Origin of the sequence: Lacrimispora sp., from assembly GCF_031982545.1 — a bacterium.
In the GTDB taxonomy this organism is placed as follows: Bacteria; Bacillota; Clostridia; order Lachnospirales; family Lachnospiraceae; genus Lacrimispora.
Genome location: NZ_DALYXB010000002.1, coordinates 131377 through 156519, shown reverse-complemented (window position 1 = coordinate 156519; position 25143 = coordinate 131377). Strand labels below are relative to the sequence as shown.

28 protein-coding genes are annotated in these 25143 nt (G+C 43.2%); 24 read left to right on the top strand and 4 right to left on the bottom strand.

The genetic code is table 11. The features are described from left to right. Positions 1-23 precede the first annotated feature (23 nt). Together ABS301_RS04250 and ABS301_RS04245 are read right to left on the bottom strand one after the other, a co-directional pair. Complete coding sequence (locus ABS301_RS04250; RefSeq protein WP_349671031.1) at positions 24-1247, bottom strand: CaiB/BaiF CoA transferase family protein; 1224 nt, start codon at positions 1245-1247, stop codon at positions 24-26. A 76-nt stretch (positions 1248-1323) separates the two neighbouring features. Continuing rightward, positions 1324-2508 carry an acyl-CoA dehydrogenase family protein gene (locus tag ABS301_RS04245; protein WP_349671030.1) on the bottom strand — a complete coding sequence of 395 codons (1185 nt, stop codon included), beginning with the start codon at positions 2506-2508 and terminating at the stop codon, positions 1324-1326. Between the two features lie 222 nt (positions 2509-2730). On the opposite strand from ABS301_RS04245, the gene ABS301_RS04240 reads away from it, so the two are divergent. From ABS301_RS04240 to ABS301_RS04210, 7 genes are all read left to right on the top strand, one after another. Then, positions 2731-3390: a pentapeptide repeat-containing protein gene (locus ABS301_RS04240; protein WP_349671029.1), complete on the top strand. Its 660-nt coding sequence runs from the start codon at positions 2731-2733 to the stop codon at positions 3388-3390. 218 nt (positions 3391-3608) lie between these two features. Further along, a complete protein-coding gene (locus tag ABS301_RS04235; RefSeq protein WP_349671028.1) occupies positions 3609-3899 on the top strand; it encodes a CD3324 family protein in 291 nt (96 codons plus the stop codon). A gap of 104 nt (positions 3900-4003) precedes the next feature. Further along, a complete protein-coding gene (locus tag ABS301_RS04230; protein WP_349671027.1) occupies positions 4004-4618 on the top strand; it encodes a DUF1062 domain-containing protein in 615 nt (204 codons plus the stop codon). Between the two features lie 58 nt (positions 4619-4676). Then, on the top strand, positions 4677-5615 hold the full coding sequence (locus tag ABS301_RS04225) for a M14 family metallopeptidase (RefSeq protein WP_349671026.1): 939 nt from the start codon (positions 4677-4679) through the stop codon (positions 5613-5615). Further along, on the top strand, positions 5612-6547 hold the full coding sequence (locus tag ABS301_RS04220; protein WP_349671025.1) for a M14 family metallopeptidase: 936 nt from the start codon (positions 5612-5614) through the stop codon (positions 6545-6547). The genes ABS301_RS04225 and ABS301_RS04220 overlap by 4 nt, the downstream gene beginning before the upstream one ends. A gap of 31 nt (positions 6548-6578) precedes the next feature. Further along, the gene (locus ABS301_RS04215) at positions 6579-7115 is read left to right on the top strand and encodes a DUF3877 family protein (protein ID WP_349671024.1); all 537 of its coding nucleotides are present in this window, start codon (positions 6579-6581) and stop codon (positions 7113-7115) included. A gap of 20 nt (positions 7116-7135) precedes the next feature. Beyond that, positions 7136-7672 carry a C40 family peptidase gene (locus ABS301_RS04210; protein ID WP_349671023.1) on the top strand — a complete coding sequence of 179 codons (537 nt, stop codon included), beginning with the start codon at positions 7136-7138 and terminating at the stop codon, positions 7670-7672. Positions 7673-7726: 54 nt separating this feature from the next. On the opposite strand, the gene ABS301_RS04205 is transcribed toward ABS301_RS04210, so the two are convergent. Together ABS301_RS04205 and ABS301_RS04200 are read right to left on the bottom strand one after the other, a co-directional pair. Next, positions 7727-8578 carry a hypothetical protein gene (locus tag ABS301_RS04205; protein WP_349671022.1) on the bottom strand — a complete coding sequence of 284 codons (852 nt, stop codon included), beginning with the start codon at positions 8576-8578 and terminating at the stop codon, positions 7727-7729. Between the two features lie 93 nt (positions 8579-8671). Beyond that, positions 8672-9070 (bottom strand): PaaI family thioesterase, encoded by a 399-nt coding sequence (locus ABS301_RS04200; RefSeq protein WP_349671021.1) that lies wholly within the window; start codon positions 9068-9070, stop codon positions 8672-8674. Positions 9071-9318: 248 nt separating this feature from the next. Here ABS301_RS04200 and ABS301_RS04195 point away from each other — a divergent pair, with 248 nt between their 5' ends. The 17 genes from ABS301_RS04195 to dxs all read left to right on the top strand — a co-directional run bounded on the left by ABS301_RS04195 (position 9319) and on the right by dxs (position 25142). Next, positions 9319-10611, top strand: a complete 1293-nt coding sequence (locus ABS301_RS04195) for a hypothetical protein (RefSeq protein ID WP_349671020.1) — start codon at positions 9319-9321, stop codon at positions 10609-10611. Between the two features lie 15 nt (positions 10612-10626). Continuing rightward, positions 10627-12657, top strand: a complete 2031-nt coding sequence (locus ABS301_RS04190) for a methyl-accepting chemotaxis protein (protein ID WP_349671019.1) — start codon at positions 10627-10629, stop codon at positions 12655-12657. 120 nt (positions 12658-12777) lie between these two features. Beyond that, positions 12778-13785: a stage III sporulation protein AA gene (spoIIIAA, locus tag ABS301_RS04185; RefSeq protein ID WP_502877935.1), complete on the top strand. Its 1008-nt coding sequence runs from the start codon at positions 12778-12780 to the stop codon at positions 13783-13785. Continuing rightward, a complete protein-coding gene (locus ABS301_RS04180; RefSeq protein WP_349671017.1) occupies positions 13778-14308 on the top strand; it encodes a stage III sporulation protein AB in 531 nt (176 codons plus the stop codon). The genes spoIIIAA and ABS301_RS04180 overlap by 8 nt, the downstream gene beginning before the upstream one ends. Before the next feature lie 10 nt (positions 14309-14318). Then, complete coding sequence (gene spoIIIAC, locus ABS301_RS04175) at positions 14319-14513, top strand: stage III sporulation protein AC (protein ID WP_013273849.1); 195 nt, start codon at positions 14319-14321, stop codon at positions 14511-14513. 8 nt (positions 14514-14521) lie between these two features. Beyond that, positions 14522-14908, top strand: coding sequence for a stage III sporulation protein AD (gene spoIIIAD / locus ABS301_RS04170; protein WP_170820156.1), 387 nt, complete (start codon positions 14522-14524; stop codon positions 14906-14908). Between the two features lie 14 nt (positions 14909-14922). Then, entirely contained in the window at positions 14923-16098 is a 1176-nt protein-coding gene (locus tag ABS301_RS04165) for a stage III sporulation protein AE (RefSeq protein WP_349671016.1), read from the top strand. Between the two features lie 5 nt (positions 16099-16103). Next, the gene (locus ABS301_RS04160) at positions 16104-16781 is read left to right on the top strand and encodes a stage III sporulation protein AF (protein ID WP_349671015.1); all 678 of its coding nucleotides are present in this window, start codon (positions 16104-16106) and stop codon (positions 16779-16781) included. Beyond that, positions 16735-17367, top strand: coding sequence for a SpoIIIAG-related protein (locus tag ABS301_RS04155; RefSeq protein WP_170820153.1), 633 nt, complete (start codon positions 16735-16737; stop codon positions 17365-17367). The genes ABS301_RS04160 and ABS301_RS04155 overlap by 47 nt, the downstream gene beginning before the upstream one ends. Positions 17368-17382: 15 nt before the next feature. Next, complete coding sequence (locus tag ABS301_RS04150) at positions 17383-18240, top strand: SpoIIIAH-like family protein (RefSeq protein WP_349671014.1); 858 nt, start codon at positions 17383-17385, stop codon at positions 18238-18240. A 76-nt stretch (positions 18241-18316) separates the two neighbouring features. Further along, positions 18317-18703 (top strand): Asp23/Gls24 family envelope stress response protein, encoded by a 387-nt coding sequence (locus ABS301_RS04145; protein ID WP_330590462.1) that lies wholly within the window; start codon positions 18317-18319, stop codon positions 18701-18703. 155 nt (positions 18704-18858) lie between these two features. Continuing rightward, positions 18859-20286, top strand: a complete 1428-nt coding sequence (locus ABS301_RS04140) for a sensor domain-containing diguanylate cyclase (RefSeq protein ID WP_349671013.1) — start codon at positions 18859-18861, stop codon at positions 20284-20286. A 103-nt stretch (positions 20287-20389) separates the two neighbouring features. After that, positions 20390-20833: a transcription antitermination factor NusB gene (gene nusB, locus ABS301_RS04135; protein WP_349667744.1), complete on the top strand. Its 444-nt coding sequence runs from the start codon at positions 20390-20392 to the stop codon at positions 20831-20833. Between the two features lie 2 nt (positions 20834-20835). Further along, complete coding sequence (gene xseA, locus ABS301_RS04130; protein WP_349671012.1) at positions 20836-22122, top strand: exodeoxyribonuclease VII large subunit; 1287 nt, start codon at positions 20836-20838, stop codon at positions 22120-22122. A gap of 14 nt (positions 22123-22136) precedes the next feature. Next, the gene (gene xseB / locus ABS301_RS04125; RefSeq protein WP_104435056.1) at positions 22137-22349 is read left to right on the top strand and encodes an exodeoxyribonuclease VII small subunit; all 213 of its coding nucleotides are present in this window, start codon (positions 22137-22139) and stop codon (positions 22347-22349) included. After that, on the top strand, positions 22339-23226 hold the full coding sequence (locus tag ABS301_RS04120) for a polyprenyl synthetase family protein (RefSeq protein WP_349671342.1): 888 nt from the start codon (positions 22339-22341) through the stop codon (positions 23224-23226). Before xseB ends, ABS301_RS04120 begins: the two co-directional genes overlap by 11 nt. A 14-nt stretch (positions 23227-23240) precedes the next feature. Continuing rightward, positions 23241-25142 (top strand): 1-deoxy-D-xylulose-5-phosphate synthase, encoded by a 1902-nt coding sequence (gene dxs, locus ABS301_RS04115; protein WP_349671011.1) that lies wholly within the window; start codon positions 23241-23243, stop codon positions 25140-25142. Position 25143: the final 1 nt, after the last annotated feature.

The window sequence follows — 25143 nt, the reverse complement described above, 5'->3', positions numbered from 1 at the left end:
CTCACCTTTCCATTCTATCGTGGTTATTTTTTCAGCTTTGTTTCCCCAGTGGCTGCGCCGGAGGCAAGAATCTCACCGATTTCACCCTGGCTGTATCCCAGATGATTCAGGATCTCAACTGTATGAGCACCCTGGGAGCCGCCGATCTGATACTCCGGTTCTCCAACAGAACCAAAGTTTACCGGGTTTGTAGGAAGGTACCGTTCACCGGAAGGGTAGGGGATTTTTGCAATAATGTGATTGGCCCAGACCTGTTCATCCTCGTACATATCAAGAGGTTCATAGGCAGCTTCGCAGGCTAAGTCGTTGGTCTTAAACATGCTCATTAATTCTTTTCTTGTGAGTTTGCCAATGGCGTCATCAAGAACATCAATGACCTCATGGTTTAAATGACCTGCATTTACGTCTGCACATCTCATGTAACGGGAGTTTCCGACCATATCCGGTCTTCCTAACAGTGTCATGATCTTTTCATAGTCGCGGTCATACTCCGGACAGCAGATTACCACCCATTTCTGGTCACTGGTGCGGTATACGTTATTAAATGGATTGGGAACTTCCTTCCTGCTTTTTGGATACTGATTGCCGTACTGGGCAGAAATCACTCCTGTGCTCAGTGCGTAAACTGCAGCATGATGGAGGGAGACTGTGATCTTATCGCCCTTTCCTGACTTTTCCCGTGCATAAAGAGCAGCGCAGATCCCGGAAGCAAGACTTAGGGAAACCTGAAAGTCCCCAAAGCCGTTGGTTGGGATCATGGGGGCATCGCCTTTATTTACAGTAGTTCCGAACACACCGCCTCTTGCCATGAAGCAGGTAACGTCAAATCCGGCAGAATCTTTTTCCGGGCCATTCTCCCCATAGCCTAAGACCTGGGCAAAAACCAGCTTTGGGAAACGTTTGCTTAATGTTTCATAGTCAAGACCCAGTTTTGTTAAGGACTTTGTTCTGGTGTTGGTGACAAAGACATCGGCTTCTCCAATCAGTTTGTATGCGATTTCCAGGCCCTTCTCCGATTTCAAATCCAGGGTAATAAAGCGTTTGTTCATGTTGGCAACATCAAATGCCAGGTTTTCATCATCTTCGTAGGGCATATTAAATACTGCGCCCTGTGTTCTTGCAGGATCACCCTTGGCGGACTCGATTTTAATGCAGTCGGCCCCCCATTCTCCGAGAACGCGGACTGTGGTAGGGGCTGCAAGATATGTGGTTAAATCTACTACTTTTACTCCCTCTAAAGGTTTCATACGGATCCTCCTCCTTTACAAAAACCTGGGGTCATCAGGCCCATACGGAACCGGATGACCCCAAGGTGAATTCCTGTTAGATGATGTATTCCATTTTTGCGCCATGCTTAATGGTATTTTTAGAAATGGTGATGCGCTGAACCGTAGGAGCGCCTTCTTCCAGCCACATTGCGCGGCAGTCACGGTAGAGACGTTCTACAGGACCGTATTTGCAGTCTTCAAAGTATCCCACTCCGCCAAAGATCTCTAACATTTCATCACTGACTTTTCTTGTGGTATCAATGCTGTACAGCTTGCACATTGCTGCTTTCTCTTCAATGTACTCGCCGGTAGGATTCTCTTCATAAGATTTAGCGAAATCGTAAACCATGCAGCGCAGTGCATGAACCATCATGGACATATCAGCAATTTTGCACCGGATTGCCTGACGGGTTCCGATTGGTTTTCCAAATGTGACACGGTCATTTGCATACTGTAAGGAAAGTTCCAGCATTCTCTGAGCCATACCTAAGTTACTTGCTGCAATATGAGCACGGGATACAGATAAGGAATGCATGGCAATTTCAAGGCCCTGGCCTTCTTTTCCTAATAAATACTTCTTGTCGATTTTGCAGTCTGTAAATTTCAGTTCCCCGTGTCCTGCTCCGCGGCAGCCCATCATATGAGGCATGTTGATTACTTCAAATCCTGGAGCATCCATTGGAACAAAGAACGCGGAAAGTCTGTCGTCTTTTTTTGATTCAGGATTAGTAACTGCAATTACATAAGCAAATTCACAGCAGTCGGTATGGGAGATTAATGTTTTTTCTCCGTTTAATACGTAGGAATCGCCTTCTTTTACTGCCATGGTATGTAAATCGGCTCCGGTACCGCCAGTTGCTTCTGTGAGAGCGAAGCAGGTGAATACTGATTTATCCTGGAACTTGTTCATGTATTCATCTTTCAGTTCCTTGCTGCCGTAATCATCAATGATTCTCCAGTTTAAATCCATTGCATAGTGTAGATGCATTCTCATTCCGCCTGGTCCTCTGGAGAATTCTTCCTGTACCTGTAAGATCTCAAGCTCGGACAGACCGTAGCCGCCATATTCTACTGGCAGAGCGCAGCGGTATAAATCATTTTTGATTGAAAGATCGTAGAATTCTTTTGGAAATTTATTAGTAACCTCGACTTCCTTCTGGATCTCTTCTAACGGTCCTTCCGCCAGCTCTCGGATTTGCATTAAATAGGACTTGAATTCTTCTTTGGATAATTTACTCATAGTTCCTTCCTCCTGGTTTTAAATAATTATTTTTTTAACAATCTTACTGTTTTTATTATAAGCGTTGTATCTGTAAAAATCCAATCGGCTCTATTCGGCCTTTTTTCAATCATTGATAGCCAGTGCCTATGTATGGATTTTGAACTTTGTTTTTTTATGATTGTCCAGACGGAAGCTGTGTGGCATAATAAAAGCAATAAGATTAAAAAGGAGTATGGAAGGATGAAAGACAAGCTGCTTGCGCCGATTCTTTCAGGGGAAGAGGAACTGATCCTCATAGAAGAAGGGGAATTAAATAGAAAAATAGAGAGGGAAGAAGAAATCCGGGATGCGATAATCCGAAACGTACGTATGAGCGGGAAGGATATTTCCCGTATGCAGTTTTCCACTTCGATTTTCGAAAACTGCCTGTTTCAGGACTGTTCTTTTGAAAAAGGGGAATTTACCGATGTTATTTTCCGTTCCTGTGATTTTTCCAACTGCGGTCTGGAAGACTGTTATTTTAACCGGACAGAATTCATTTCTTCCAAAGGAGTGGGTGCCAGGTTTTGTGGCAGTACCATACTACATACCAGAATAACAGACTGTAATTTCCGCTATGCCAATTTTGACAGTTCCAAGATGGAACACATGTACCTTACTGACGCCCAGTTAGAGGGAGGATTTCTTACCCAGTGCCGCATGAAGGATCTGCTGTGGAATCAGGTTAACTTAGATAATGCCAGCTTTTTTAAGACTATGTTGAAAGGGATGGATTTTACCACCTGTACCATACACGGTCTTGTGCTGTCCGATGAGTGCAGGGAATTGAAAGGTGCAGTGGTGGATTTATATCAGGCAGCAGAGCTGGCAAAGTACTTAGGGGTGGTTGTAAAAAGCTAAGGAGTGATCATTTTTAATTCTATATTAAGTATAAGGTACTATTTTTTATGATTCTGTGGTAAAATACTGGAGATACAGCGGGTGAATGAGTGATGAAAAGGAGGCGGGTTATTTATGATGGAACCCTCAAAGACTGCATAGCACAGGTTATGCAGTGAAACGATAAGTAATTGTATAGCCTTTGCTAATCCGGACAGAAAATTGTTTAGGAGGCAGCGATGCGCTATCAGAGAGCCAATGAAATTCTGCCAGAAGAGCTGGTGGAACTGATTCAGAATTATATTGACGGGGAGTATGTTTACATCCCAAGAAAACAGGAAAATAAAAGAAACTGGGGAGAGGGAACGGGAGCCAGAGAAGAACGGAAACGGCGGGATCGTTCCATCTATAAAGATTATGAATCCGGATTTTGTGTAAGGATTCTGGCGGAGCGTTATTATCTGTCAGAAAAGAGCATTCAAAGGATCGTACTCCAGGAAAAGAAGATGAATACAGGTGGTGTGTCATAGAAGATGATACACTGCCTTTTTTTTATTTATAATCGAAAGTGAGGTGGGAAGGCAGCACGGTTCATAGTAGAGTTATCCGTAAATATGATAAGATGGAGGAAGATATGAATCGTGATTTACGGAAACTGTGGCTGATTATACCGGACCAGCTGCCCTCTGTGATAAGAAGGTGTCCCAAATGCAAAGAAAAGACAGAGTTTCAAAACAGTGGAAAATTCAGGGTAAATGCCAATGGAAGACTGCTTGATGTGTGGTTGATTTACCGCTGCAGTCATTGTGACACCTCATGGAATATGACCATTATTGAGCGGGCAAACCCGGAGAATATAGATAAAGAGGAATATAAAGGCTTTTTAAGCAACAGCCCCCAGCTGGCTGCCAGTTATGGCAGTAACAGAGAACTGTTTATAAAAAACAAAGCGGAAATCATGGAAATAAAAACAGGATATCATATTCTTGAAACACCCACAATCACGCCTATAAATAAAGAATCCTGTCTGGAAATACAGATAAAAAATCCGTCGGCACTAAAACTCAGAGCAGATGTTATGTTAGCAGGTGCGCTTGAAGTCTCAAGAAGCCAGATTAAAAAGTGGTTTGATGCCGGGCTTGTAATAGCAGGACAGGAGACTCTTCTGCCAGGAGCAAGAGTCTTTGACGGAATGCTGATACAGATAAAAAAGGAGGAAGTCATCAGGCAGGAATTGCTTGACGTTTGAATCATGCTGATTTATTCTTATAATGTAATAAAGTATAAGAACAAGGGTGATGAAAAATATGATAAAAACAGTTGCATCCGTAGGTTTGCCTGTAGGAGAAAGCTGGAGCATATATAAAAACCGATTAGAACCTGATACATTAACCGGTAAAGAAAAGCGGATCAGCATTGTCACCGGCGTTCATGGGGACGAGCTGGAAGGCCAGTTTGTATGTTATGAGATTAACCGTATTATCAGAGAAAATAAGGATCATTTAAAAGGAATTGTTGATATATATCCGGCCCTTAACCCACTGGGAATCGATTCCATTACCAGAGGTCTGCCCGGGTATGACATTGATATGAACCGGATTTTTCCAGGTGATGAGGAGGGAGCTGTATCGGAACATATTGCTTCTGAGATTATGGCAGACATCTCCGGTTCTGATTTCTGTGTGGATATACATGCCAGCAATATCTTTTTAAGAGAGATTCCCCAGATCCGTATGAGCGAAGCCTATGCAGACAAGCTGATAGGCTTCGCAAAGCTGATGAATGTGGATCTGGTCTGGATTTATGAAAATGCCGTAGTGCTGGATTCCACCCTGTCCCATGGTTTAAACAGCATTGGAGTTCCTACCTTTGTAGTTGAGATGGGAGTGGGAATGCGGATTACTAAAACTTATGGAAAGCAGCTGACAGAAGGAATACTCTGCCTGATGAAGGAACTGGGAATATGGACTGGAGAAACCGTAATTCCCAAAGAACCCATGATTTCCTATAATCGGAAGCTTGGACTTTTGCATGCGGAAAGTCCGGGAATATTTATGCCCCTGGTGGAGCATCTTGGTACAGTGAGAGAAAACCAGCCCATAGGGCAGATCTTAAATCCTTTAACCGGAACGATTCTGGAGGAAGTGGTTTCTCCCATAGACGGTCTGGTATTTACCCTCAGGGAATATCCGGTAGTATCGGCAGGATCTTTGCTGGCGCGGGTGTTAGGAGGGGAGCAGGCATGAGAAAAGAAACCATTTTTACACTGAAGAATCTTTACAGGGACGATATGAATCTGTATGGCTATCATTTTGGCAAAGGGGAAAAGTCGGCCTGTATCGTAGGCGCCTGCAGAGGCAACGAGGTACAGCAGCTTTATATCTGTTCCCAGTTAATCAGACAGCTGAAGGAGTTAGAAGAGCGGGGAGCCATCATTAAAGGCAATGAGATTATGGTGATTCCCACAGTGAATACAGCCTCATTAAACGTTGGCAAACGGTTCTGGCCTACTGATGATTCGGACATTAACCGCATGTATCCGGGAGACGGTAGCGGTGAAACGACGAAACGGATTGCAGCGGGCATCTTCGATGCAGTGAAAGAATACAGCTATGGAATTCAGTTTACCAGTTTTTATATACCCGGTAATTTCGTACCACATGTGCGTATGATGGATACCGGATTTCAAAACCCCAGTCTTGCAAATCTCTTTGGGCTTCCCTATGTGGTGGTCCGGGATGCCAAGCCATTTGATAAGGCAACACTGAATTATAACTGGCAGTTAAAGAATACCAGTGCATTCTCTATCTATACCAGCGGAACGGATCAGATTGATGAACCCTCTGCCCGTATGGCAGTGGCTTCTGTGCTGCGGTTTTTGACCCGTATGGGAATGGTGCGTTACACCAGTCACAGCGGCTATATTGCAACCGTTCTTCATGAAAGCGATTTGACCAGTGTCAGGACAGACTGTGCCGGCATTTACCGCCCCCACGTAAATCCAGGCGAGGAAGTAAGCAGGGGGGAGATTCTGGCAGATATTCTGGATCCTTATGAAGGTGAGATTATAAGCCAGATTCTTGCGCCTACGGAAGGAATCGTATTCTTTTCCCATTCCCAGCCATTCGTTACCGAGGGGGGTATTATTTTTAAAATCATACGGCGGCTTCATGAGTAATGTGCCGTTAAGAATGGAAAGGAGAGCGGACATGCAGGTTGCTGCTCTGGAGCGTATGCTCATTAATTCAATCATGGAAGTACAGATGAAACTGGGATATGAAAAGGAAGTGATCCGGTTTTATTATCCTGAAAAAGCATTGTTAAATATCCTGAAAGCAGGAGATTCGGATGATGAAATAAAAACAGCACTGAAAGAATTCAAAGATTATGCAAAAGACCGGCTGGGAGAAATAAAAATTACCAGGAATCAGGATCGGTTCTGCTTTCTCATTCCCCCGGAAGGCGCCCAATATGTCTGGGAGCAGGAAGAAGAGAACGGATTTTTAAGAGAATTTATTGAGACTATCGAAAAGCCTGGTGTACAGCTGGAAGATATTAAAAACGTATTTTCCAAATATTCAGACGGCAGATATATCTGTGAGAGCTGTGATGGGGAAGAATGTGATTTTATTTTGTATTTCGAAGATCCCGCCATGGATTCTTACCGTTATTTCATTAAATTCCATGATAATCATGGGACATACCACAGATTTCTGTCAGAAGACGTGAAAGATATGGGACTTTAAAATTCACAGGAGGAGAAACCATGCATAAGAAAACATTAATTGCAGTCTTATTTACAGGGGTCTTAATTGCAGGATCAGTCAGCTTTCCGGCAAAGGCTGACACTGTTTCAGCAAGCGAACCCATACCGCTGATAGAGCCTCTTATCATAAATACTGTAAATGGACCGGGTGCCAGAATAAACGGACCCTCTGCACCAAACCAGTCAGCGGCAGGAGATCAGGTGGTGTCCTTTGCAAGACAATTTTTAGGGAACCCTTACCGGTATGGAGGGACAAGCCTGACAGAGGGTGCGGACTGTTCCGGTTTTGTACAGAGTGTGTATAAAAATTTCGGAATCAATCTGCCAAGAACCTCCCAGGATCAGGCGGCTGCAGGAGTAGATGCAGGCGGTATTGAAAAAGCCAGACCGGGAGATCTTGTTTCATACATAGGCCATATCGGGATTTATATAGGTAATGGCCAGCTGATTCATGCCAGCGGTCCAGAGGATGGGATTAAGATATCGAATGTGGATTTTCAGCCCATTCAGTCGGTGAGAAGAATTTTAAACCAGTAGAATAAAAGCCGTAGGAATTGATTACATGTCCTGCGGCCTTTTTGTATGCTTCTATTAAAATTTTATTGTATCATCAATTTTTATTATTTGCCCCGTAAAGGAGGTATCTTCATTGATTACAGCCATTTCCAGAGAAGCATTTTCCAATTCCATTCTTTTGTTTCGTATTTCTGGATCAGAATAAACCTCCGCCGCCATCTTTTTGCCAGATGCCTGATAAAACTGGTCCTCTACGGATTTGGAAAGGTCCTTTAATTGATCGATTGCGTTGCTTAAAGCGGCTCTTATTGTATCCGGATCACCAGACAGATCTTTCAGACCCAGGGACTTTGCGGAGATATCTTTCAACCCGTTGCCCATTACCTTTGATGCCAGTCCGTTGGAATATTTATCATAGGTGTCTGTCCAGCTGCTATAAAACGAAGTAACCGTTTCAATCTCTTTTGAATAATCAGTTTTTATGCTTTCTTTGTATTGATTTACCAGTTCAGCGGCTCTATTTTGTGATATAACAGAGAGTTCTGTCTGGGAAGAATCTCCGTTTGCAATTTTTCCATATTCATCAATCTTAGAAAGGGTAGTATTCAAACGCTCTAGTTGATATTCTAATTCATTTCTAATGGAATTTAATCCGTCCCGCTGCTGGGTCAGAGAACTTTCAGCCCACTCTGCTTCCGTCCGGCTTCCACTGAAAGGAGAATTTTTGTAGTCAATTAATTTATCTGGATTTTTGTTTTCCGTCTTTTGTGATTTTATGGCATCCAGGCTTAGTTCAACCAGGTCAAAGTTGGGCTTTTTTTGCTTGTAGTTTGTGTTTATGCTATTAATTACACTTTTAAACTGTACGTTTTGGGCCTGAAACCTGGTTCTGAAATCTGTCATATGGTTGTTGCTTCGAATCATCATATTATTCCCCCCCTAGGTATAAACTATGCTATTTGTACTATCGGCTGTTTAAGAGAAAAAATAATACGATTAATAATAATCCGCCCAATGATTCTATAGAGCGGAAAGCAGATACATGGTAAAGGTTCCGGCAGCCAGAAGTACACCATCGGAAGAAGTAACCTCCACTCTGTTTACCACAGAACGGTTTCCTTTATGAATGGCGTTTGCTTCCACAAAGATCTGGCCGGAGCTGATTCCTTTTAAAAAATCAATATTTCCATGCTGTGTGACATTGGCGTACTCGTAAGCATAGGCGGCCATACCCGATGTAATGTCACAAAGGGTAAAGATAAAGCCTCCATGGAGATTTCCATATAAATTTAAGGCACCTTCTGTAATTTCTAATGTAATTTTTGAGTGACCCGGCCATACCTCTAAAAGTTCGGCTTTCTCCACACCGCTTAAGGGGAGGATGTGACGCCGGATTCCTTCCATAATTTCTTCACGCATTTGGTCTTCCTCCTTCTTTATAGAAAAGAATTTTCGTACTTTCTGCAATATATCATACTTTTTTACCGGCGTACAAGCGGTAAATATATATAAGGTCAAAAACTATTGATCCACGATTATACATAGGAGGGATCGATTGGATGTTATTTCGTACATGTTTTATAATATGACTATATTGTTAAAAAAACGACATAGTTCGACTTTCACGGGGAGAGGGGTACTGGGTCGTCATAAAGGAGGATGGTATTATGAGCACCGGAATTGCAGGTAACAGAAATCAAACCAGTGCAGTAGACTGGAAAACTGTAATCGTATTTGTTTCCATTGCATTTAGTTCCCAGTGCGGGGGCGGATTTGCCGCCGGTTCTACACCCTGGTCCTATTTTTTTATGAATACGGGATTTTACGGGATGCTGCCTAAAGTAACACAGCCTTATTTCTGCCTGTTCATGCCCCTTGTGGTAGCGGCAATCAACTGTTTTATTATCTATTTTTTTATGAAGTTTGCAATGGATTTTAAAACCTTTGACTATGGTGATTTTTTAAAGAAATATGGTTCCCGTTTTCTGGGAGGCAGGTTTGCAAAACCAATGCAGGTTGTATACGAGTTTAACTTTAACTGGCTTTTAATCGTATGCATGGCTCTTGCCTATTCTTCTTCCGGATCAGCACTAGCAGAGCTTTCCGGAATGCCTTATCTGATTACCACCTTTGCAGTTGGCATTATCATGTTTTTACTTTGCATGAAAGGAGCAGGTCTTGTAAGGAAAAATGCGGTTTTCATGAGTACAGTGATCTTTGTTACTTTACTGGCAATTCACGTTCCCAATCTTATTTACAATATCAGCTGCGGCAGGCTGACAAGAGAACTGGGAGTGATGGGAGAATCCTTAAATCAGGGAATTGCATCAGGGGCAGGAAGCTTTTTAAGCTACCTTCTGACTGCTTTATGCTGGGCCTACATATTTTCCGGTCAGAATCTTGGCGGTTTTGGAGCCTATGTAAATCACGCGCAGCTGTTTAAAAATAAAAGTACGTTGCGCTGGTCCGTGGTTCTGTCTGTTATTTTAAACTGGATTTTCCTTGAAATCACCGTGGTCAATTTAGCCGCCAATTATTCTGAGGTATTAGAAGGCTGGAAAGCGGGAAAAGCGGTGTACACCATTTTGGTGGTGCAAAACGGATTCGGAGGAGAGCGGGTGAAAGCGGTTTTACTGACCCTCATTACCATTTCTATCTTTTTTGCTACCATTTCCACAGCAATTAACTATGCTCAGGGCTTTAATGACCGTGTAATTAACTGGTATCAGAAGAAAACAGGTGAGAATGCCCAGGCAGCAGAAGCCAAAAGAAACAAAAGAGGAGCTTTGCTCACTTTGTTCTATATTATTATTACCTGGGGGGTCTCACAGGTAGGGCTTACCAGCCTTGTTTCCAAAGGACTTACGCTGGTATCCTATATTAATTTATTTACACTCATCCTTCCCACCGTCATAAATGCAGTAATTGGCTGGCGGGATGGCGATTACTATAAAGAATAAATAAGAAGGGGCAATATGATGGAAAAAGAAAACAAAAGAGCATTGAAACAAAAGAACTCAGCGGGCAGAAGAATTATGGAAAAATTGGAAAACAAGTCAATAAAAAAGAGGCTTCTTTATGGAATCATCGGTATGGCAGTTTCCATATCAGCCATCTACGGATTAATTAACGGCATGATGTTTTACCGGGATGCCAAGAATAATATTGAGCTTCGTCTGACGGAATGTGCCACTGCCTACAGCCAGTCTGTGGAGAATTCCATTGATCTTTACAGGGCCAGAATTGAATTTATTGCACAGAATCAGGAGATTACAGATCCAGCCTTAAGTAACGATCAAAGAACCCAGTTACTGGCTGAGATTGCAAAAGACAATGGATTTGCAACACTTTCCATTGCCGGTGCGGACGGAAAAACCAGCGATGGAGGGGATGCCAGCCAACGGGAGTATTTTAAACAGTCCATTGCGGGAAATACATACATATCCTCAACCATTGTAAGCAAAGTAACCGGAAAAACCGTATTAATTGTATCCGCAAAGGTAAAAAGTGATCATTATAATGGAATTGTCATAGCAACACTGGATTCTGATACCTTCAGCACGATGATTGATGGTGTGGAGGTTGGCAAGTCTGGCTACGGATTTATTATTGATAAAGAAGGAAAGATTATCGCCCACAAAAACAGAGACCGGGTAAACGATCAGACAAACTATATTGAGATGGCAAAAACAGATAAAAACTATCAGGGGACATCTGATGAAATGAAGGACATGATAGCGGGTAAAACAGGAATACAGACGGTCAATTTCAAAGGGGTGAATATGACCACTGGGTATACTCCCATAAAGGGAACAGACGGCTGGTCAATCGGCGTGGTTACAAAGGAATCGGAGATGATGTCAAGCTTTCGAACCTCCCTTTTCACTACTATCATGATCACTCTGTTTATGATCATTCTGTCATTTGTAATAGCATTCAGGATTGCAAAACCAATTGTTGAACCTATTTTAAATCTGGTTAACCGGATTCGTCTTTTAGAAGAGGGAGATCTTCATTCTCCTGTTCCCCAGATTAATACGGGAAACGAACTGGAGACCCTTTCCAAATCATTTACCGGTACAATTGCTACCTTAAACAGTTATATCAATGAAATTTCTGTCATACTTACCAGTCTGGAAAAAGGAGACTGTACCGTCAGTGTAAACCAGGATTACAAAGGTGATTTCGTTCAGATCAAGGATTCCTTAAGGGGAATTGTTTTAAATCTGAATTCGGTTTTAGGAAACATCCGTGTATCCTCCGATCAGGTAGCGGAAGGTTCCAAGCAGATCTCCAGTGCTTCCCAGTCTCTAGCAACAGGGGCAACCGAACAGGCTGCTACTGTGGAAGAGTTAAATGCAGCCATCTCCAATGTTTCCAGTCAGGCAGAGGAAAATGCAAAACGGGTAGAGAATGCCACCAGATTTGTAAAGGAAGCTGTGACAGGAGTCAGGGATGGCAATCAATGTATGGATCAGCTGGACCGCTCCATGAAAGAAATCGGTGCAGCTTCCGAAAAGATTAAAAACATTACAAAGGTAATAGAGGATATTGCATTTCAGACCAATATTCTGGCTCTAAACGCTGCCGTGGAATCGGCCCGTGCTGGAGAAGCCGGAAAGGGATTTGCAGTGGTGGCTGATGAAGTACGTAATTTAGCAGCAAAATCTGCAGAGGCGGCCAAGCAGACCGCAGATTTAATCGGTTATTCCGTGGCTACCATTTCAGAAGGAGGAAAACTGGCTGACCAGTCTGCGGGAATTCTAAAAACAGTGGAAGAAAAAGCAGGTCTGGTTGATGACATTATTCATGAGATTGCCATGGCTTCAGAAGCACAGGTTCAGGCAATGGAAGAGATTAACCAGGGACTGTCCCAGGTATCCACAGTGGTACAAAATAATGCGGCTACAGCCGAGGAAAGCTCAGCTTCCAGTGAGGAACTGGATTCCCTGGCTCAGGCACTGAAACAGGAAGTGGAGACTTTTAAACTGAGAGGCAGCATGTAAAAATAACAGAGTTCATAGGAAGTCCGTTTTTTACGTCAGAATTATGACGCAAAGAACGGACTTTTTTTAAGTCATAATTTGTCCCACTTTTCATATATTGAGGTAAGAGGAGGGATGAGAGTGGAGAGAAAAGACGAGCTGATCAATCTGTTTTCTAAAAACGTAAGAGAAATCTTAAACAAGGTAGCCTTAAACTTCGACGAAGTCCAGGAAATAAGGCTCCGCGTGGCTGCCCCTCTTATGCTGGTGTACAGAAACGAAGAGTATTATTTAACCGGATCAGGAAATATCAGCAAAAAACTGGAAGAAGCCTATCACATTACAAAAAACGAATTGAAGGAAACCATGGAGTATATGAGCAACTACTCCCTGTATGCGTTTGAAGAGGAGTTAAAGCAGGGCTTCCTTACTGTACAAGGGGGGCACAGAATCGGGATTGCAGGCAAGACAATCCTTGATGAGTCCGGGATAAAAACCATGAAATACATATCTTTTATTAATATCCGCCTTTCCCATCAGGTAAAGGGCTGTGCTTCTCCCATACTGCCTTTTGTCTATAAAAATCAAAGAGAGGTCTGCCATACCCTGATCATTTCCCCGCCCAGATGCGGAAAAACCACACTGCTTCGGGATTTAATCCGGCAGATATCAGATGGATCCAGAGAGTTTGAAGGTATGAACGTGGGAGTAGTAGATGAGCGGTCTGAGATCGGAGCCTGTTACCAGGGAGCGCCACAAAATGATCTGGGAATCCGCACTGATATTTTAGACTGCTGTCCAAAGGCAAAGGGGATGATGATGTTAATCCGTACCATGTCTCCCAGAGTGATTGCAGTTGATGAGGTGGGAAGCAGGGAAGACTTAGATGCCATCGAATACGTAATGAACTGCGGATGCAAACTCATCGCAACGGTACACGGCAGCTCTATAGAAGATTTAAGACAGAAACCGGTGCTGAGAACACTTTTGGAGGAACGAATTTTTGAACGGTATATTGTCTTAAACAACTTAGGCAGAATCGGAAACATTGATCAGATCTTTGATTCCAGAGGAACCCAATTAGATAAGGCAAATATATTTGGGACAGGGGTTCGGCCGGACAGGCAGGAGAGCAGGGCTTATGGGTAATACATGGTTGAGACTGGCAGGGGCAGCCCTTGTAATTGTATCCTGTTCCGGTCTTGGTTTTTATATGGCTTCCCAGTGGAGTGAGCATTTAAAAACAGTGGAACATTTAAGAAAAATGATTTTCCTATTAAAAGGGGAAATCGTCTATGCCAATTCTCCCCTGGCAGAAGCCTTTGAACGGACAGGCAGGAAAGCAGGAGGGCAGATGGGAGATTTGTTTTTAAAGGTGTCAGAACGATTGATGGGGCAAAGAGGGGAAAGTTTTTACGGCATCTGGCAGGAAGAAATTGACGGTCTTTCAAAAGAGGTGTGTCTATCCAGTGAGGATAAGCAGAATTTAAAGGGGCTTGGGGAACATCTGGGTTATTTAGATACCGGAATGCAGGAGAGGACAATCCTTCTTTATCTGGAACAGCTGGATCTGTCAATTGATTATCTAAGAAATCATAAACAGGAAAAGAGCCGGCTTTATACAAGCCTTGGCATCATGGGAGGTTTATTCCTGACCATTGTAATGTATTAAGGAGGATAGCATGGGAGTCAATTTGATATTTAAAATTGCAGCAGTGGGAATTCTGGTTTCCGTCATCTGCCAGGTATTAAAACACAGCGGACGGGAAGAACAGGCATTCTTAACAAGCCTGGCAGGGCTCATTCTTGTGCTGTTCTGGCTGGTACCTTACATTTATCAGCTGTTTGAATCCATTAAAAATCTGTTTGCATTGTAGGTGAAAATATGACGGTTGTTTCCATAGCTGTTGTGGGGATTGTGGCAGTGCTTCTGGCAGTTTCCCTAAAAGGAATGAAGGGGGAATACGGAACCTTTCTGGTCCTTGCAGCAGGGTTTTTTATCTTTTTTTATGGGGTAGGGAAGCTTAGCACAATTCTTGATACCATGAAAGAAATCCAGTCCTACATAAAAATCAACAGCGTCTATCTGTCCACCCTGGTAAAGATGATAGGAATTACCTACATTGCAGAGTTTGCATCAGGAATCTGTAAAGATGCAGGCTACGGTGCAGTGGGAACGCAGATTGAGATATTTGGAAAACTTTCCGTGCTGGCAGTCAGTATGCCAATTCTTCTGGCACTGATTGAAACTCTTCAGGTATTTTTATCATGACAGGAGGAAGGAACATGAAAAGAAGGTTTTTATTTCTTCTGTGTCTTCTGTGTTTTCTTTTTCCCTGCAGTATTTCCTGGGGAGCGGAGGCTCCGGCAAAAGAGCAGGAAACAGAGGTCACCCAGGGGCTTGATCTGGATCAGTATGATCTGACTGACATTCAGAAATTTCTGGATCAGAGAAATGATAATCAGGGGCTTAATCTTTCCTTTCAGGATTTAATGAAAAGTCTTATGGATGGGAAGTTAAATGATGTACTCAGCCAGACTGGAAAAGCGCTTAAAAAGATGCTGATGGGCGAAATCGAAAGCAGCGGGCATATGATGGGCCAGATTCTTGTACTTGGCATTATCGGGGCTGTCTTTTCTAATTTTTCCAGTGTATTTACAGGAAGTCAGATCTCCGAAACAGGTTTTTTTGTTACTTATTTATTACTGTTCACCTATCTGGCAGCCAGCTTTTTTACCAGCATTTCCATTGTAAGCGGTGTGGTTAACCAGATACTGGGATTTATGAGAGTGCTGATGCCTGCGTATTTTCTGGCAGCGGCATTTGCGGGAAGCAGTGCCACCGCAGTGGCATCTTATGAGTTTACCCTGGTCATCTTATCCGCTTCCCAGTGGCTATTAGGAACGGTTCTGTTATCACTGATCCGTGTATACGCTCTTCTGGTTATGGCAGGTCATATTGCAAAAGAAGACATGCTGTCAAAGCTGACTGAACTGTTAGAGCAGGTGGTTTCCTGGAGCTTAAAGACTTTAATCGGACTGGTACTGGGATTCCAGATGATCCAGTCCATGGTGCTTCCTTATGTGGATTCCTTAAAGACGGGAGCACTTCAGAAGCTGGTGGGCGCGATTCCAGGGATTGGACAGGGGGTCAGCTCTGTGGCCCAGATGGTGTTAGGCTCCGGTGTACTGATTAAGAATACCATTGGAGCAGCCGGTATTCTGATTCTCATTATTCTTACCATCGTTCCTATTTTAAAGCTTGTTATCTTAATGTTATTTTATCAATGTGTGGCAGCCCTTTTGCAGCCAGTCTGTGATAAACGTATTATATCCTGCATTTCCGATATGGCAAAGGGGCATAAAATGCTTTTGTCCGTCGCTATATCCTGCATGATTTTATTTATCGTTACCATAGCACTTGTGTGTGCTTCTACCAATGTAACCTATTATTCAGGGTGAGTGGCATGGATCAATTATATGAATGGATCAGAAATATCACTTATTATCTGATCTTTATCACTGTGGTAGAAAATCTTCTGCCGAATAAAAAGTATGAAAAATACGTCAAATTCTTTGCCGGTATGGTGCTTATTCTACTTGTATTAAAGCCCGTTACAGGCGGATTAAGACTGGATGATAAACTGGCCTATTCATTTGAAGCAATAAGCCTTAAAAAGGAAGCAGGCGAGTTAACCGGGAAAGTTTCAAAAATGGAGGAATCAAGACTGAAACGAATGATTTCCGGTTACGAAAAAGCAGTTGGAACGGATTTGGAGACCATGGCGCAGACAGCAGGTTTTTCCTGCAAAGAAACCAGTGCGGAAATTAACAGTGATCAGTCCAGTGACCGGTTTGGTCATGTGGTAAAGGTTTCTCTTGTTCTCACCTCTGGAAAAGAGGAAATGCAGGCAGAAGAAGCAGCTTCTGTTGGCAGTAAAATCGATCCTGTTAAGAAGGTTGAGGAAATAAAAAATATTAAAATAACTGGGAAAGAATCGGATCAAAGTGCTGAAATAAAGCCGGAAGATGGAAAAAAAGAAGAGCAGAAAGAAAATTCCAGTCTATCTGGTCTTAGAAGGAGGATTGCGGAATATTATGGATTGGAGGAACAGGATATTGAAATTCAAATGGAAGATGGGTAAGGATAAATTGTTAATCCTGCTGGCGGTTGGAATGATGATCCTGATCCTTACATTTCCTTCTGGTCCCGGAATTGCAAAGAAAGTGGAAAAGACTGCGCAGAAAGAAAATAATAAGCAATCCACTTTACAGCAGGGAATTGTAACACAGCCTGCAGACGGAGATGCTGCCGCTTCCGTTTCCGCTGACCGCACTTATGAAGAAGAACTGGAAGCCAGGGTGAAAAAAATATTAAAAACCGTGGATGGAGTCGGTCAGGTTGATGTGCTCATTGTAGTAAAATCTTCAGGGGAAAAGGTACTGAGAGTGGATAAAGATAACTCAAATTCCTCCACCGAAGAAAATGACACATCAGGAGGGTCGAGAAAGATTACAAGCGCAGAATTAAAAGAGAGTACCATTCTTACCGGCCAGGGAGAAAATACGGCTCCCATTGTGGAGAAAGAAATACGTCCTGAAATAGAAGGAATTATTATCAGTGCCCAGGGCGGAGGCAGTCCTACGGTAAAAGCTGAAATTTCCAGTGCCATGGAAGCATTATTTAACCTGCCCCCACATAAAATAAAAGTATTAAAGAGGGTGGAATAAAAAGGAGTGTCAGGTATGAAAAGTTGGAAAACAAGCAATGAACCCAATGTCCCGAAAACCCCAAAGAAAATGGATATGAAGAAACTGTTTCGAAGAAACCAGATTATCATTACAACTCTGGCAGTCATGATTGCTGCCGCCGGATATTTAAATTATGCCGGAAAGCAGGATGCAGCCTCCGGAACCGATGTGTATGAAGCAGGAGTGACTGACATTTCCGAAGAAGACATTTTAGCAGAGAACCAGGCATTAAATGGCAGTGATTCCAGCAAGGATATCGCCAGTCTGGATCAGGATGCCGCAGATATTGACAAACTGGCAGCAGCCGATTCTGCGGGCAGCGCAGATAAGACAGCGGCCGGAAGTACCCAGGTAGCAGCTGGGGACGAAACAGCTCAAAGTCTTGCAGCAGGTGAGACCCAGGCAGCAGCCAGCCTTGCAGAAGGTGAAACACAGGCAGCTGATACCGGTCTTGATAATCCTGGTGAGGCTGTTTTAACCAGCGGTATGAACGTAGCAGATTACATATCAAGCGTGCAGTTAAACAGAGAACAGGTAAGGGCCAGAAATAAAGAAACTCTGATGAATTTAATCAACAATCCAAACATTGAAGAGACTGCCAAACAGCAGGCCATTCAGCAGATGATTGATATGACAGCCATTGCCGAGAAGGAGAATGCAGCAGAAACCCTTCTTCTTGCAAAAGGATTTGCAGATCCTGTTGTCAGCATTTCAAATGGAAAAGTTGATGTTGTCATCAACGCCGCCAGCATTACAGATCCCCAGCGCGCCCAGATTGAAGATATTGTAAAGAGAAAAACCGAAGTGGGAGCAGAGAGCATTGTTATTACTCTCATGAAACTGGAAGAGTAAAAAGCCTTTGCAAACAGTTGACAATTTTGCTATAATGATTTCAGAACCCAGAAATACTAAACAGGAGGGAATCGAAGTGGCAGAATTGGAAAACAGAAATACTCATAAAGTATATGAAAAAGATAAAATCGGCGAAGTTCAGATCGCAGATGATGTAGTCGCGATCATCGCAGGTCTTGCTGCGACGGAAGTAGATGGTGTGGATTCCATGGCAGGCAACATCACCAACGAACTGGTGGCGAAGCTGGGCATGAAAAACTTATCCAAAGGTGTCAAAGTGGAACTGACAGAGGAACATGTTTCCGTAGATTTGTCCTTAAACATAAAATATGGTTACAGTATCCCAACCGTCAGTGAAAAAGTTCAGGAAAAGGTGCAGAATGCCATTGAGAACATGACTGGTCTTTCCGTTCTCGATGTGAACATCCGGATAGCCGGTGTTGCACTGGATGAGAACAAATAAATTTATAATATACAGCGGGAATAACCGGTCAGACGGTTCATTCCCGCTGTTTTTTTTACCGAAAAGATGAAATTATCCTTGTAATGATATAGGACAGGATTTATAATGGACGATATTGTGAATCGAAAGATTCTTAAGGACAGGTGTTTTTTAATATGATGAATCGTAGAAACGGGGGGCACTATCCACCGGGTTTGCTGATCCTGGCAAGTCTTGTAATATCTGTGATTATCGGAATCTGCGTTTTAAACTTCTATTATTTTCATGAAGTGGAACAGAGTCTGTTTCAGCAGACGCACAGGGATTTAAAGCAGAAGAATGATAAAGCACTGAATTATATAGAATCCATGATACAGACTAAATTCGAATGGCTGGAATTGTTTGCATTTTACTGTGATCTGCCGGAAGGCTCAGGCAACGAACAGTGGTGGCAGCAGGTTCAGGATTACGAAAAAGAAGATTCCCGGTTTGGTGTTGCAGATACGTCAGGTACTCTTTATTATGGTAATCGTGAAACCCAGGACATTTCTTCCCGTGACTATTATAAAAAAGCGTTAGACGGTGAAAAGAATATATCCGGATTGTTGAAAGAAAGCTTTAAGGGCCAGGACAGTATCATTTTAACCGTCCCCATTATCAGAGACGGCGTTGTAAAAGGTGCGGCATGTCTTGAGTTGTCTTCCGATAAGCTGAAGCAGTATTTAAGCGATACGGATTTAAGCCGCTACGGTGCCAATATGATATTTCAAAAAGATGGAGAGATTTTGATTTCCTGTACGGCGTGTGAAAATCAGATTTCTCTGTTTGAGATGCTTAAAACAAGGGAATTTGGACCGGGTCAGACATTTCCGGAGATGGAAGCCGGAATCAGCCAGGGGCTGTCCGGTTATATTACTTATTATGAAAATGATTACCGCCGCCTTCTTTATTACCAGCCCATGGGGATCAATGACTGGTATATGGCTACCTTTGTGGAGACGGAAGGATATGAGAATACGTTTCATAAGATCAAATCCCTTTCTGCAAAATTTATAGCAGGATCAACCTTCCTTTTGTTTTGCGGAGTGATCCTGATCCTTTTAATTGTTCACACCAGAAAAAAAGAAGAAAAGAGACTGCAGAAGGATTATTTAACAGGAGTTTATACCAGAGAAACAGCCAGAAAACTGGTGGAGCATGGATTAAAAACCGGCGGAAAAAACCGCTTTTATGCATGTATGTTCCTTGACATCGATGATTTTAAGAAAATAAACGACACCTTTGGTCACCATAAAGGGGATCTGGTTCTCGTTCAGGCGGGACAGATATTAAGTGCCTGCACCAGACAGGAGGATGTAATTGTCCGGTTCGGAGGAGATGAATTCTGTATCTGGCTTTATGGAATGAGAGGAAGGAAACAACCCGAAGCCATTGCACAGCGTATTATTAATGCGTTTCATGTTTCCGGAAAGGTTCATGCAAGTATTGGAATCACTTTGATTGGAGAGAATGAATCTGAATACGATGCCATCTTAAAACGGGCAGATCAGGCATTATACGAGGCAAAGGGAAAAGGAAAAAACCAGTATGCTGTTACCAATTAACATTCCATACTGGCACGCAAAAGTTTCTATTGTATAAAAAACCCTGTTAAGGTATAATAATTCCAAACGTCCAGTTAAATCACCAATAGGAGGACCATGGTAAATGACCAGAAGTAAAATGCGTGAACACTGCTTTAAGATGCTTTTCTGCGCTGATTTTCACCCCGCAGAGGAGAAGCTTTGGCAGATTAATCAATATTTTGAGGAACCAAAAGAGGATGATCTCAATACGGAAGGTGTGGAAGAGATTGTTCATGATGTGGATATGAGTGAAGAGAATTCTGCTTTCTTAAAAGAAAAGACAGAAGCAATTATGAATAAAATTCCGGAACTGGATGAAAAAATCAATGAAGTAGCGGAAGGCTGGAAGACAAAACGTATGGGAAGAGCGGAATTAACCATTCTCCGCCTTGCTCTTTATGAAATCTTATTTGATGAAGAGGTGCCGGAAAAGGTAGCCATCAACGAAGCGGTAGAACTGGGTAAAAAATACGGCGGAAACGAAGCTCCGGCTTTCATTAACGGAGTTCTTGCAAAGCTGGTGTAAGTATGGCAGGTGTCTATTCCGTAACCCAGATCAATGGTTATATTAAAAACATGTTTGCCCAGGATTTTGCACTGAACCGGATTTCGATCAAAGGGGAAGTGTCCAACTGCAAATATCATACTTCCGGTCATATCTATTTTACCTTAAAAGACAAAGCCTCTTCTATTTCGGCAGTGATGTTTGCCGGATCCAGAAAAGGTCTTTCCTTTCATCTGGAAGATGGACAGCAGATTGTTGCAAAGGGAAGCGTTGAGGTTTATGAAAGAGACGGAAGATATCAGCTTTACGCCCAGGAAATTACGAAAGAGGGAATGGGAGATTTATTCGAACGTTTTTTAAAGCTTCGTAATGAACTGGAAGAAATGGGGATGTTTTCCCCTGAATACAAGAAAGAAATTCCAGGATATGCAAGGCGTGTGGGTGTGGTAACTGCCTCCACAGGCGCTGCCATCCGGGATATTATGAATATATCCGCCAGGCGGAACCCCTTTGTGCAGCTCTATCTTTACCCCGCTCTTGTGCAGGGAAGCGGTGCTGCAGAAAGTATCGTAAAAGGAATTGAGACCTTAGACCAGATGGGACTTGATGTTCTCATTGTGGGAAGAGGAGGCGGCTCCATTGAAGACTTATGGGCTTTTAATGAAGAAGCGGTTGCCAGAGCAATATTTAACTGCTCTGTACCTGTAATTTCTGCAGTCGGTCATGAAACCGATGTGACCATCGCGGATTATGTTGCAGACATGCGTGCACCCACCCCTTCGGCAGCTGCTGAGCTGGCAGTATTTGATTATAAACAGTTGAAAGAACAGACAGAGAGCATCCGGTATACATTGAAAACCATGATGGAGCGAAAGCTGGAGCGGTATCGTTTCTCTGTGAACCAATATGGATTAAAGTTAAAGTACTTTGATCCAAAGCGAAGTATTCGTGAACAGCGCCAGCGTCTTCATGATCAGGAAGAGAAGCTGAAAAGCCTGCTTTTAAAGCAGATTGAGGCAGAGCGCAGACAACTTGACGAATCCGCTGTTAAGATGAGTCAGCTGATTGAGAAGCAGACTTTAAGAGACAGGCACAGGCTGGAACTTCTTGCCGGACGCCTTCATGCCTGTTCCCCGCTGGCAAAAATAGGCGGCGGCTACGGTTTTATCACTGATTCGGGGAATCACAGGATTGATTCTGTCATGCAGGTAAAGGCCGGAGATGCTCTTCGTCTTAAATTGCGGGATGGAAATATCCAGGCTCTGGTATCAGGAGTGGAGCCGATAACAGTGTCAGAGGCAGAAAAATAAGGAGAAACAGGCTTATGGCAGTAAAAAAAGAAAGAACCATTGAAGAGACCTTAAAGGACTTAGAGGAGCTGATCAAAAAGCTGGAAAGCGGAGAGAGCTCCTTAGAGGAATCCTTTGAATACTACGAGACAGGTATGAAACTAGTTAAGTCCTGCAATGATAAAATAGATAAAGTGGAAAAAAAGATAATTGTGCTGGAGGAAAACGGTGAAGAACATGAACTTTGAGGATGAGTTGCTGAAACGGACCAAAGATGTGTGGGAGATTGTGGAAAGTTTCCTTCCGGCTGTAGAGGGACATCAAAGCACTGTTCTTGAGGCAATGGATTACAGTATGCGGGCAGGCGGAAAGCGGCTGCGTCCTATGCTGATGAGGGAGACATACTGCCTTTTTGGAGGTATGGGAAAAGAGATAGAACCATTTATGGCAGCCATAGAGATGATTCATACCTCTTCTCTGATTCACGATGATCTTCCCTGTATGGATAATGATACCCTTCGCAGAGGACTTCCCACTGCCTGGGTGAAATTTGGATATGATATGGCGGTGCTGGCAGGTGACGGTCTTTTAATTTATTCCATGGAGACGGCAGCGAAGGCACTTGACTTTTCGGACAGGCCGGACCGGGTCGCAAGGGCTATGGGCATTCTGGCCCAAAAGACAGGTATATTCGGGATGATAGGCGGCCAGACGGTAGACGTGGAACTGGCTGGAAAGCCGATTCCAGGCGACAAGCTTGACTTTATCTACCGGTTAAAGACCGGAGCGCTTTTAGAGGCGTCCATGATGATCGGAGCGCTCCTTGGCGGTGCCAGTGAAGACGAGTTAAAGGCAGTGGAAGAGATGGCTTCAAAAATCGGACTTGCTTTTCAGATTCAGGATGATATCCTTGATGTGACAAGCAATGCCGAAGTATTGGGAAAACCCGTATTCAGCGATGAAAAAAATAATAAAACCACCTATGTAACATTGGAGGGAATGGAACAGGCGAAGATGGCTGTGGAGAGTATTTCCGCAGAAGCAGTTGCCTGCCTTCAAAAACTGCCGGGAGAGAACCGCTTTCTGGAAGAACTGATCCGGATGCTGGTTAACCGGGAAAAATAAAGGATTAAAAAATTATGATGCTGGAACTGATTAACGGACCTGACGATATAAAGAAATTTTCCAAACAGGAGCTGACCATATTAAGTCAGGAAATCCGTGATTTTTTAATAGAAAAGATAAGTACCACAGGCGGTCATCTGGCCTCCAATTTAGGAGTTGTGGAGCTGACCATGGCAATTTATCTTGCTTTTGATCTGCCAATGGACAAGATTGTCTGGGATGTAGGGCATCAGTCCTATACCCATAAGATCTTAAGCGGAAGAAGGATGGAATTTGATGAACTGCGCCAGTACGGCGGCATGAGCGGTTTTCCAAAGAGAAAGGAAAGCCCCTGTGATGCCTTTGATACCGGGCACAGTTCTACTTCTATTTCTGCCGGACTGGGACTTGCCCAGGCAAGAGATGTGCTGGGGGAAGGTCATTTTGTAGTTTCAGTCATCGGTGATGGTTCCCTGACGGGAGGCATGGCATATGAAGCACTTAATAATGCAGCCCAGATGAAGAAAAATTTCGTTATTATTCTTAATGACAATAATATGTCTATTTCTGAAAATGTAGGCGGTATGTCCACCTATCTAAACAGCATTCGGACCGGGAATGGATATCTGGATTTAAAGAAACATGTTACTGATATGCTTTCAAGGATTCCGGTTATTGGTGATACACTGATAGACAGAATCAGTCGTACAAAAAATGGGATTAAGCAGCTGCTCATACCGGGAATGCTGTTTGAAAATATGGGAATTACCTATCTGGGACCGGTAGATGGTCATAATTTGAAAGCTTTAACAAGAGCGCTGAGAGAGGCGAAAAAGCTGGATCATGCCGTATTGGTTCATGTTATCACAAAAAAAGGAAAGGGATATGCTCCTGCAGAAAACAATCCATCCAAGTTCCATGCAGTGGACCCTTTTGATATCCTAACTGGAAAGTCTAAAAAAGAAAAAAAAGTATTTAGCTATACAGATGTGTTTTCTAAAACAATCTGCCGTCTGGCAAAAGAGGATAAGAAGATTGTAGCGGTAACTGCTGCGATGCCGGATGGAACCGGATTGAAACGGTTCTCAAATCTGTATCCGGACCGCTTTTTTGATGTGGGGATTGCAGAAGAGCATGCAGTGACTTCGGCAGCAGGAATGGCAGCAGGCGGTCTGAAACCGGTAGTGGCTGTTTATTCCTCTTTTTTGCAGAGAGGGTTTGATCAGGTACTTCATGACGTGTGTATTCAGAATCTACCTGTTGTATTTGCAGTTGACCGGGCAGGACTGGTAGGCAGCGATGGAGAGACCCATCAGGGGATTTTTGATCTGTCCTTTTTAAGTGCCATACCCAATATGAGCATTTTTGCACCGAAGAATGACTGGGAGCTGGCAAACGGACTGGAGTTTGCGTTTTCCCTTGACAGTCCCATCGCGGTACGCTATCCCAGAGGGGAAGCCTATCAGGGGCTGGAAGATTTTAAAGCACCGATTGAATACGGCAAAGGTGAAATCATTTATGAAGAAACGGACATTGCCCTTCTGGCGGTAGGCAGCATGGTAAGTACAGGAGAGCATGTAAGGCAGAAATTGAAAGCGGAAGGCTGGAACTGTACTCTTGCTAACGGGCGCTTTATTAAGCCTTTTGATAAAAAACTCATTGATCACCTGGCGAAAAATCACTGGCTGATTGTGACCATGGAGGAGAATGTACTCCAGGGCGGGTATGGAAGCCTGATCAATGGTTATATACATGAACACTATCCAAAAGTAAAGGTACTAAACATTGCCCTGCCGGATGCATATGTCGAGCACGGCAACGTTTCTCTGCTTCGAAAAGGACTTGGTATTGACAGCGATTCCATAATCTGGCGCATGAAAAAGGAATATCTGGATATGGAGCGGCAGAACAGGGAATGGAAGGATAAGATGAAGTAAA

Bases quoted from the DNA above. Each gene is read 5' to 3' on its own strand.
- ABS301_RS04250 (WP_349671031.1), bottom strand. From the start codon at position 1,247: ATGAAACCTTTAGAGGGAGTAAAAGTAGTAGATTTAACCACATATCTT.
- ABS301_RS04245 (WP_349671030.1), bottom strand. From the start codon at position 2,508: ATGAGTAAATTATCCAAAGAAGAATTCAAGTCCTATTTAATGCAAATC.
- ABS301_RS04240 (WP_349671029.1), top strand. From the start codon at position 2,731: ATGAAAGACAAGCTGCTTGCGCCGATTCTTTCAGGGGAAGAGGAACTG.
- ABS301_RS04235 (WP_349671028.1), top strand. From the start codon at position 3,609: ATGCGCTATCAGAGAGCCAATGAAATTCTGCCAGAAGAGCTGGTGGAA.
- ABS301_RS04230 (WP_349671027.1), top strand. From the start codon at position 4,004: ATGAATCGTGATTTACGGAAACTGTGGCTGATTATACCGGACCAGCTG.
- ABS301_RS04225 (WP_349671026.1), top strand. From the start codon at position 4,677: ATGATAAAAACAGTTGCATCCGTAGGTTTGCCTGTAGGAGAAAGCTGG.
- ABS301_RS04220 (WP_349671025.1), top strand. From the start codon at position 5,612: ATGAGAAAAGAAACCATTTTTACACTGAAGAATCTTTACAGGGACGAT.
- ABS301_RS04215 (WP_349671024.1), top strand. From the start codon at position 6,579: ATGCAGGTTGCTGCTCTGGAGCGTATGCTCATTAATTCAATCATGGAA.
- ABS301_RS04210 (WP_349671023.1), top strand. From the start codon at position 7,136: ATGCATAAGAAAACATTAATTGCAGTCTTATTTACAGGGGTCTTAATT.
- ABS301_RS04205 (WP_349671022.1), bottom strand. From the start codon at position 8,578: ATGATGATTCGAAGCAACAACCATATGACAGATTTCAGAACCAGGTTT.
- ABS301_RS04200 (WP_349671021.1), bottom strand. From the start codon at position 9,070: ATGCGTGAAGAAATTATGGAAGGAATCCGGCGTCACATCCTCCCCTTA.
- ABS301_RS04195 (WP_349671020.1), top strand. From the start codon at position 9,319: ATGAGCACCGGAATTGCAGGTAACAGAAATCAAACCAGTGCAGTAGAC.
- ABS301_RS04190 (WP_349671019.1), top strand. From the start codon at position 10,627: ATGATGGAAAAAGAAAACAAAAGAGCATTGAAACAAAAGAACTCAGCG.
- ABS301_RS04180 (WP_349671017.1), top strand. From the start codon at position 13,778: ATGGGTAATACATGGTTGAGACTGGCAGGGGCAGCCCTTGTAATTGTA.
- spoIIIAC (WP_013273849.1), top strand. From the start codon at position 14,319: ATGGGAGTCAATTTGATATTTAAAATTGCAGCAGTGGGAATTCTGGTT.
- spoIIIAD (WP_170820156.1), top strand. From the start codon at position 14,522: ATGACGGTTGTTTCCATAGCTGTTGTGGGGATTGTGGCAGTGCTTCTG.
- ABS301_RS04165 (WP_349671016.1), top strand. From the start codon at position 14,923: ATGAAAAGAAGGTTTTTATTTCTTCTGTGTCTTCTGTGTTTTCTTTTT.
- ABS301_RS04160 (WP_349671015.1), top strand. From the start codon at position 16,104: ATGGATCAATTATATGAATGGATCAGAAATATCACTTATTATCTGATC.
- ABS301_RS04155 (WP_170820153.1), top strand. From the start codon at position 16,735: ATGGATTGGAGGAACAGGATATTGAAATTCAAATGGAAGATGGGTAAG.
- ABS301_RS04150 (WP_349671014.1), top strand. From the start codon at position 17,383: ATGAAAAGTTGGAAAACAAGCAATGAACCCAATGTCCCGAAAACCCCA.
- ABS301_RS04140 (WP_349671013.1), top strand. From the start codon at position 18,859: ATGATGAATCGTAGAAACGGGGGGCACTATCCACCGGGTTTGCTGATC.
- nusB (WP_349667744.1), top strand. From the start codon at position 20,390: ATGACCAGAAGTAAAATGCGTGAACACTGCTTTAAGATGCTTTTCTGC.
- xseA (WP_349671012.1), top strand. From the start codon at position 20,836: ATGGCAGGTGTCTATTCCGTAACCCAGATCAATGGTTATATTAAAAAC.
- xseB (WP_104435056.1), top strand. From the start codon at position 22,137: ATGGCAGTAAAAAAAGAAAGAACCATTGAAGAGACCTTAAAGGACTTA.
- ABS301_RS04120 (WP_349671342.1), top strand. From the start codon at position 22,339: ATGAACTTTGAGGATGAGTTGCTGAAACGGACCAAAGATGTGTGGGAG.
- dxs (WP_349671011.1), top strand. From the start codon at position 23,241: ATGATGCTGGAACTGATTAACGGACCTGACGATATAAAGAAATTTTCC.